At 72.0% G+C, this 8,755-nt stretch carries 6 protein-coding genes; 3 read left to right on the top strand and 3 right to left on the bottom strand.

Annotation, left to right across the window (positions count from 1 at the left end; genetic code table 11):
• Positions 1 to 411: SCO6745 family protein (locus VIU94_RS28055; protein ID WP_414721028.1), on the bottom strand; the 411-nt coding region annotated here is incomplete at its 3' end.
• Between the two features lie 106 nt (positions 412 to 517).
• On the opposite strand from VIU94_RS28055, the gene VIU94_RS28060 reads away from it, so the two are divergent.
• The 3 genes from VIU94_RS28060 to VIU94_RS28070 all read left to right on the top strand — a co-directional run bounded on the left by VIU94_RS28060 (position 518) and on the right by VIU94_RS28070 (position 2,908).
• Complete coding sequence (locus tag VIU94_RS28060) at positions 518 to 1,102, top strand: TetR/AcrR family transcriptional regulator (RefSeq protein WP_331915366.1); 585 nt, start codon at positions 518 to 520, stop codon at positions 1,100 to 1,102.
• Positions 1,102 to 1,542 (top strand): phosphatase domain-containing protein, encoded by a 441-nt coding sequence (locus VIU94_RS28065; protein ID WP_331915368.1) that lies wholly within the window; start codon positions 1,102 to 1,104, stop codon positions 1,540 to 1,542. The genes VIU94_RS28060 and VIU94_RS28065 overlap by 1 nt, the downstream gene beginning before the upstream one ends.
• A gap of 85 nt (positions 1,543 to 1,627) precedes the next feature.
• Positions 1,628 to 2,908 (top strand): SGNH/GDSL hydrolase family protein, encoded by a 1,281-nt coding sequence (locus VIU94_RS28070; protein ID WP_331915370.1) that lies wholly within the window; start codon positions 1,628 to 1,630, stop codon positions 2,906 to 2,908.
• An 87-nt stretch (positions 2,909 to 2,995) separates the two neighbouring features.
• Here VIU94_RS28070 and mfd read toward each other — a convergent pair whose 3' ends face one another.
• Both mfd and VIU94_RS28080 read right to left on the bottom strand, forming a co-directional pair.
• Positions 2,996 to 6,532 carry a transcription-repair coupling factor gene (mfd, locus tag VIU94_RS28075; protein WP_331915372.1) on the bottom strand — a complete coding sequence of 1,179 codons (3,537 nt, stop codon included), beginning with the start codon at positions 6,530 to 6,532 and terminating at the stop codon, positions 2,996 to 2,998.
• A gap of 220 nt (positions 6,533 to 6,752) precedes the next feature.
• On the bottom strand, positions 6,753 to 8,755 hold a 2,003-nt coding region (locus tag VIU94_RS28080; RefSeq protein WP_331915373.1), incomplete at its 5' end, for an ABC transporter permease.

The following is an 8,755-nucleotide window of genomic DNA, read 5'->3' on the forward strand; positions in this document are numbered from 1 at the left end:
GGCGGCCCGGCGGGCGAGCGCGGCGGCCTCCGCGAGGGCGGGGCCGTCGACGACCTCGTCCCCGAGCAGGGCGCGGTACGCCCGGTCGACGGCCCGCAGCCGGGCGGCGAGCACGGCCTCGGGGTCGGCGATGCGCCAGCCCTCGGGCACGTACCGGGCCACCATCTCCGGGCTGAAGCTGTAGAAGGCGGCGGCGACCCGCTCGGCCCCGACCGGGCCCAGGGGCGCGGCGCGCCAGACGAAGTAGCTGGGCCAGCGCTCGTCGACGGCGAGGCCGAGCGCGGCGGCCTCCTCGAAGGCCTCGGGGGCGTAGTACACGACGGCGTGCAGCGGCTCGAGCAGGTGCCACATCTGCCGTACGCGCCCGAGGTCCGGGACCTGACCCGCCGCCTGCTCCTCGTTCCCGTGCATCACGCTCATGACGTCCTCCGCTCTCGGTCACCACATCTTGTCGGTGACAAGATTGCCTCCGGTCGAGAGAACTTGTCAATGCCTAGATTCGGCGTAGGCTGGACTCATGACCAGGCAGCAGCGCTCCTACCACCACGGCGATCTGCGGCAGGCCGTGCTCACCGCCGCGCTCGACGTCATCGCCGCCGAAGGCCCGTCCGCACTGAGCCTGCGCGACCTGGCCCGGCGCGCCGGCGTCTCGCACGCCGCGCCGGCCCACCACTTCAAGGACCGGGCCGGGCTGCTGACCGCCGTCGCGACGGAGGGGTACGAACTGCTCGCGGGGGCCCTCGGCGAGGCGACCGACCTGCGGGACGCGGGCGTGCGCTACGTCCGCTTCGCCACCGACCACCCGGCGCACTTCCAGGTCATGTTCCAGCCGGACCTGTATCGGACCGACGACCCCGAGCTGCTGGCCGCCCGGGAGCTGGCAGGCGGCCGGCTGCGGGCCGGGATCTCCGGCCTGCCCACCGGCCACGGCGGCCCCGACCCCCGGCTCGCGGGCGTCGCGGCCTGGTCGCTGGCGCACGGCTTCGCCACGCTGCTCCTCAGCCATAACCTGGCCGCCCCGCTGAACGGCCGCGACCCCGAGGACGTCTTCCGTACCCTGACCGGACTGCTGTTCGCCAACGACCCCTCCGGAGGCCACTGATGACCGCGTCCACCTGGGACCCGTCCGGTCCGGGCGTACTGCCCCTCCCCTCGGGCCGGCTGGTCCGCGGCCGCGGCCTGGGGCGACCGCTTCCGCCGGGGCCGCGCCCGGACTTCGCCGTCTATCTGCTCGGCAAGCGCCCTCCCGAGATGCCCTGGGAGACGCTCTGGGTCCGCTGGACCGACTTCTGGCTGCCCAGCAGCCACAGCGCGGCCCGCACCGCACTCGGCGAGGCCTGGGAACGGGCCGCGTTCGAGCGCGTCGAGCTGGCCTGCGGGGGCGGCCGCGGCCGTACCGGCACCGCCCTGGCCTGCCTCGCCGTCATCGACGGCGTCCCGGCGAAGGAGGCGGTGGCGTACGTGCGCGAGCACTACCACCAGGGCGCGGTCGAAATGCCCTGGCAGAAGCGGTACGTGCGGCGCTTTCCGGCCACTTTCTGACCGGTCCGCACCAGCCTGGGAATTTCCGGAGTTGACCTCCGCTTGAGCCGTTTCGACAACGGAACGTCAGAAACGGGCGGAACAGATGAGCACCTCAAGCACCTCAAGGACCGTGAAGCGCGCCGGCGTCGCCCTGCTCGCCACGATCGCACTCGGCACCCTGCCGTTCGCGGCCTCCGGCACGGCGAGTGCTGCAGCAGCGCACAACGGCGGGGCGTGGCGCGGCGGTTGGGCCGCCTCGCCGCAGTCGCCGGCCGCGCCCTTCGGCGCCAACTGGTCGCCGCAGGGCTTCGCGAACCACACGGTCCGGCAGGTCGTGCGGGTCACCACCGGCGGCACCAAGGCCCGGATCGAACTGTCCAACCGGTACGGCACCGGCCCGCTGCGGATCACCGGCGCGACGGTCGCCCTCACCGACGAGGGCGCGTCCGTGAAGGCGGGGACGGTCCGTCCGCTGACCTTCGGCACGCACCGCTCCGCGACCATTCCGGCCGGCCGCACGCTCTCCAGCGACGGCGTGCCCTTCAAGGTCGACGCCCTGCAGTCGGTGACCGTCACGCTCTATCTGGCGGACCCGACCGGCCCGGCCACCTTCCACCACTTCGCCTCCGCCACCAGCTACCGCGCCGACGGCGACCACCGCGCCGACCGGGACGGGGCGGCGTTCAAGGAGTCCAGCGGCTCCTGGTACTTCCTCACCGGCGTCGAGGTGAGCGGCGGCCAGCCGAACCGCCGCGACGGCATCGTCACCTTCGGCGACTCCATCACCGACGGCGTCGGCTCCACGGCCGGCACGGACAACCGCTACCCCGACGAGCTGGCGGAACGGTTCGCCGCCGCCGGGAAGCCGCGCAGCGTCCTGAACCACGGGATAGGCGGCAACCAGGTCACCAACGACACGACCTGGGCCGGCGAGAAGGGCATCGAGCGCTTCAAGAAGGACGTCCTCACCGAGCCGGGCGTGCGCACGGTCGTCGTCCTCGAGGGCATCAACGACATCGGCGGCAGCGGACCGTCCTTCCCCGGCGGCCCCACCCCCGTGGTCTCGGTCGAGAAGCTGATCGAGGGTCACCGCACGCTGATCCGCCAGGCGCACGCCAAGGGCATCAAGGCGGTCGGCGCGACCCTGACGCCGATGAAGGGCTCGTTCTACTACAGCCCGGAGAACGAGGCCAAGCGGGACGCGGTCAACGAGTGGATCCGCACCTCCGGCGCGTACGACGCCGTGGTCGACTTCGACCGCGCCGTCGCCGACCCGAAGGACCCCGACGCGCTGCTCCCCGCGTACGACTCGGGCGACCACCTCCACCCGGGCGACGCGGGCTTCCGCGTCATGGCCGAGGCGCTCGACCTCGACGAACTCTGACCTGTGGACGATCCCGGGGCCGGCCGCGCGGCCGGCCCCGGGCACTCGCCTGACGGGCCCCGGGCCCTTGCCTACAGGGGCCCTTGCCTACGACCCGAGGATCGTGGTGAGGAACTCCCCGGTCCACGCCAGCAGTTCGCGTCCGACGACCGGCTTGCCGCCGATCTTGCCGCTGGTCGGGCGGGGCACCAGGATCTGGTGGATCGGGGCCTTGATGACCGTGCGCGGATACAGCCGCTTCAGCCGCAGCTCCTGCGACTCGCGCAACTCCACCGGCGCGAAGCGGATGTTCTGGCCCTGCAGCACGATCTCGCCGACGCCGCAGGCCCGCGCCAGCATCCGCAGGCCGGCCACGAGCAGCAGGTTCTCCACCGGCTCCGGCAGCTTGCCGTAGCGGTCGGTGAGCTCCTCGCGTACCGCCTTGACGTCCTCCTCCGAGTTCGCCGAGGCGATCGCCCGGTACGCCTGGAGGCGCAGCCGCTCGCCCGGCGCGTAGTCGTGCGGGACATGCGCGTCGACCGGCAGCTCGATCTTGACCTCCAGCGGCGGCTCCTCCTCCACGCCGCCTTCCAGCGAGGCCCGGTAGTCCGCCACGGCCTCGCCGACCATCCGTACGTACAGGTCGAAGCCGACGCCGGCGATGTGACCGGACTGCTCGCCGCCGAGCAGGTTGCCCGCGCCGCGGATCTCCAGGTCCTTCATCGCCACGTACATGCCCGCGCCCATCTCGGTGTGCTGGGCGATCGTCGCGAGCCGCTCGTGCGCGGTCTCGGTCAGCGGCTTCTCCGGCGGGTAGAGGAAGTACGCGTACCCGCGCTCGCGGCCTCGGCCGACCCGGCCGCGCAACTGGTGCAGCTGGCTCAGGCCGAAGTTGTCGCCGCGCTCGACGATCAGCGTGTTGGCGTTGGAGATGTCGATTCCGGACTCGACGATCGTCGTCGAGACGAGCACGTCGAACTTCTTCTCCCAGAAGTCGACGACGACCTGCTCCAGGGCCGACTCGGACATCTGGCCGTGCGCGGTCGCGATCCGCGCCTCCGGGACGATCTCGCGCAGCCGGGCCGCGGCCCGGTCGATCGACTCGACCCGGTTGTGGATGTAGAAGACCTGGCCCTCGCGCAGCAGTTCACGGCGGATCGCCGCGCCGATCTGCTTCTCCTCGTACGGGCCGACGAAGGTGAGGACCGGGTGCCGCTCCTCCGGCGGGGTGGTGATCGTGGACATCTCACGGATGCCGGTCACCGCCATCTCCAGGGTGCGCGGAATCGGCGTCGCGGACATGGTGAGCACGTCGACGTTGGCGCGCAGCTTCTTCAGCTGCTCCTTGTGCTCGACGCCGAACCGCTGCTCCTCGTCGACGATGACCAGGCCCAGGTCCTTGAACTTCGTCTCGGAGGAGAACAGGCGGTGGGTGCCGATGACGATGTCGACCGAGCCCTCCTTCAGGCCCTCCAGGGTCGCCTTCGACTCCGTCTCCGACTGGAAGCGGCTGAGCGCCCGGGTGGCGACGGGGAACTGCGAGTACCGCTCGGTGAACGTGCCGAAGTGCTGCTGCACCAGCAGCGTGGTGGGCACCAGGACGGCGACCTGCTTGCCGTCCTGGACCGCCTTGAACGCCGCCCGGACCGCGATCTCCGTCTTGCCGTAGCCGACGTCGCCGCAGATCAGGCGGTCCATGGGGATGCTCTTCTCCATGTCCTCCTTGACCTCGGCGATGGTGGACAGCTGGTCGGGCGTCTCCACGTACGGGAACGCGTCCTCCAGCTCCCGCTGCCAGGGGGTGTCCTGGCCGAAGGCGTGGCCGGGGGCCGCCATCCGCGCGGAGTACAGCTTGATCAGGTCGGCGGCGATCTCCTTGACCGCCTTCTTCGCCCGCGCCTTCGTCTTCGTCCAGTCCGCGCCGCCGAGCCGGTGCAGCGTCGGGGCCTCGCCGCCCACGTACTTGGTGACCTGCTCCAGCTGGTCGGTGGGGATGTACAGGCGGTCGCCGGGCTGGCCGCGCTTGGCCGGCGCGTACTCGACGAGCAGGTACTCACGGGTCGCGCCCTGCACGGTCCGCTGCACCATCTCGATGTACCGGCCGACGCCGTGCTGCTCGTGCACGATGTAGTCGCCGACCTCCAGGGTCAGCGGGTCGATGGTCTTGCGGCGCTTGGCGGGCATCCGCTGCCCGTCCTTGCCGGCCGCCTTCTGGCCGGACAGGTCCGTCTCGGTCAGCACGGCGAGCTTGAGCGCCGGGTCGACGAAGCCGTAGTCGATGGAGCCGCAGGCCACGTGGACCAGGGACGGGGAGATCTCGGCCAGGTCCGCGTCGAGGCGGGCGGCGATGCCCTCGCCGCCGAGCACCTCGACCGTGCGCGCGGCGGGGCCGTGCGCCTCCGTCACGTACACCGTGCGCCAGCCGTCGGCCAGCCAGCCCTTGGTGTCGGCGAGCGCCCGGGCGGTGTCGCCGCGGTACGTCTCCGGGGCGTGCATGCCGAGCTTGAGCGTGTCGGCCCCCGAGTCGTCCGCCTCGTCCGCGGCGAACGGGGAGACCGACCACCACATCATGCCGAGCTCGCGGGCCCGGTCGCGGACGTCGGCGATCCCCCACAGCGAGGCCGCGCCGACGTCGATCGGGGCCTCGCCGCCGCCGGCGGTCGCCGCCCAGGACGCCGCCAGGAACTCCTGGGAGGTCGCCACCAGGTCGGCGGCCCGGGTGCGGACCCGCTCGGGGTCGCAGACCACGGCCATGCTGCCCGCGGGCAGCACGTCGAGGAGCAGCTCCATGTCGTCGACCAGGACCGGGGCGAGGGACTCCATGCCCTCGACGGCGATCCCCTCGGCGATCTTGCCGAGCAGCTCGCCGAGCTCCGGGTGCTCCTCGGCGAGGGCCGCGGCGCGCCGCTTCACCTCGTCGGTGAGCAGCAGCTCGCGGCAGGGCGGGGCCCACAGGCCGTGCTCGGCGACCTCCAGGGAGCGCTGGTCGGCGACCTTGAAGTAACGGATCTCCTCGACGTCGTCGCCCCAGAACTCGATCCGGAGCGGGTGCTCCTCGGTCGGCGGGAAGACGTCCAGGATGCCGCCGCGGACGGCGAACTCGCCGCGCTTCTCGACCAGCTCCACCCGCGCGTACGCGGCGGCCGCCAGGCCCTCGACGATCTCGTTCAGATCGGCCTGCTGCCCGGTGCGCAGCGCCACCGGCTCAAGGTCGCCCAGGCCCTTGACCTGCGGCTGGAGCACGGAGCGGACGGGGGCGACGACGACGGACACCTTGCCCGCGGCCGGGTCGTCGGGCGAGGGATGGGCGAGCCGGCGCAGCACGGCGAGCCGGCGGCCGACGGTGTCGGAGCGGGGCGAGAGCCGCTCGTGCGGCAGGGTCTCCCAGGACGGGTAGTCGACGACCGTGTCCGGGTCGAGGAGGCTGCGCAGCGCGGCCGCCAGGTCCTCGGCCTCACGCCCGGTGGCGGTGACCGCAAGGACCGGGCGCCCGGCCTCGCGGGCCAGCGCGGCCACCGCGAAGGGGCGCGCGGCGGGCGGGCCGACCAGGTCCACGTGCATGCGGTTGCCGTCCGTGGCGGTCTTCACCGCTTCGGCGAGGGCCGCGTCTCGTACGACGACGTCGAGCAGACCGTGCAGGCTCATCAGGAGGTTCCATCCCGGTTGGACTACGGGGGCGGGCAACGCGAACAGCCCGACACGTCTCACGGGCCGGGGGTTTCCACGATACGGCGTGGGCCGGACGCCCACAGCCGCGAAACGGCCCCGGTGGGATGGAGGACATCCACCGGGACCGCTCGCGCCCCCACCGTATCGGCCGCGCCGCGGCAGGTACGGCGCTACGCCGTTACGGGACTCCCGGGGGCTACTCGCTGGCTATCGCGTTCAGCACGTTCATCCGGCCGGCCCGGAAGGCCGGGACCAGCGCCGCGAACAGGCCCACGAAGGCCGACCCGACGAAGACCGTCAGGATCGTCGGCCAGGGGATCTCCAGGACGCCCAGGCCTTCCAGGGCGAGCAGCTTCTGGGCCGCGGTGCCCCAGCCCATGCCGAGCCCGAGGCCGAGCAGGGCGCCGAAGAGGGCGATCACCACCGACTCCAGGCGGATCATGCGGCGCAGCTGGCGGCGGGAGAGCCCGATGGCCCGCATCAGGCCTATCTCCCGGGTCCGCTCGACCACCGACAGGGCGAGCGTGTTCACCACGCCGAGGATCGCGACGATGATCGCCAGGGCGAGCAGCCCGTAGACGATGTTGAGCAGCTGGCCGACCTGGTCCTGCAGGTCCTTCTTGTAGTCGGCCTGGTTGTTCACCTTGTACTGCGGATAGTCGGCGAGCGAGGCCTTGAGAGCGGTGTACGCCTCGGCCTCCTTGCCGTCCTGCGCCGTCGCGAACACGATCATGCTCTTGGGCATCTTGTCGGCCGGCAGGTACTGGGCGGCGGTCGTGATGTTGGTGTACATCACGCCCTTGTCGACGTTGTTCTCGTCCGAGGTGATCGCGGCGACCTTGAGCTGGGCCGTCCGGCCGCCCTTGAAGGCGACGGTCAGCACGTCGCCGACCTTCACGTCGTGCTCGGTCGCGTAGTCGCTGCCGACCGACATGGCGTTCTTCCCGTAGGCGTCGGCGAGCCGGCCGCCCGTGGTGTCGCGGCGCAGGTCCTGCGCGTACGTCGGCTCGGCGGCGACCAGGCCCTTGTCGACGGCCTTGCCGCTCGGGTCGGTGATCTTCGCCTCGGTCCACCTGTACTCGGTGACGTGGTCCAGGCCGGGGGTCTTCTCCAGGGCGGCCTGCGCCTTCGGCACGATCGGCTGCCCGTTGCCCGACTGGACGATGAAGTCGGCGCCCACGGAGCGGTCCAGCTCGTCGGTGGCCGAGGCGACCATCGAGGAGCCGACCACGGACAGGCAGGCGACCAGGGCCAGGCCGATCATCAGGGCCGCGCCTGTGGCGCCGGTGCGGCGCGGGTTGCGCAGCGCGTTGCGCTCGGCCATCCGGCCGACGGGCCCGAAGACCCGCAGCACGACGACGCTGATGACCCGGACGACCCCGCCGGCGAGCAGCGGGCCGATGACGATGAAACCGATCAGGGAGAGCACGATCCCGGCGCCGAGCCACACGGAGCCGGTGCCGGCCTTCTCGGCCTGCGTCGCTGTCCACAGGGCGGCCGCGCCGCCCGCGGTCAGGGCGAGCCCGATCACGCCGCGGACCAGACCGGCCCGGCCGTCGGCGGGCGTGCCGGCGTCGCGCAGCGCGGCCATCGGGGAGACCTTGCCGGCCCGGCGGGCCGGGACGTACGCGGCGACCACGGTGACCACGATGCCGAGGACGAGGCCGACGACCGGGGTGGTCCACTTCACGGTCAGGTCCTGCGTGGACAGGTTCATGCCCATCGAGGACATGATCTCCATCAGGCCTATCGCGAGCCCGACGCCCGCGCCGATGCCGGCGATCGAGCCGACGACGCCGAGCAGCAGCGCCTCGACGAGGACGGACCGGTTGACCTGCTTGCGGCTCGAACCGACCGCCCGCATCAGGCCGATCTCACGGGTGCGCTGGGCGACCAGCATCGAGAAGGTGTTGATGATCAGGAAGATGCCGACCAGGAACGCGATCCCGGCGAAGCCGAGCATGGCGTACTTGATGACGTCCATGAACGCGCCGACGTCCTTGCGGTTCTCGTCCGCGCTCTCCTTGGCCGTCTGGACCTTGTACGAGCCGTCCAGGGCCTGTGTGACGTTCTGCTTGAGCTGGGTGTCGCTGACGCCGGCCGCGGCGGTGGCGTAGACCTGGGTGAACCGGCCCTCGGCGCCCAGGAGTTCGCGCTGCGCGGTGGCGGTGTCGAAGTAGACGATCGCGGCACCGGGGT

Origin of the sequence: Streptomyces sp. (genome assembly GCF_036566765.1) — a bacterium.
GTDB lineage: Bacteria > Actinomycetota > Actinomycetes > Streptomycetales > Streptomycetaceae > Streptomyces.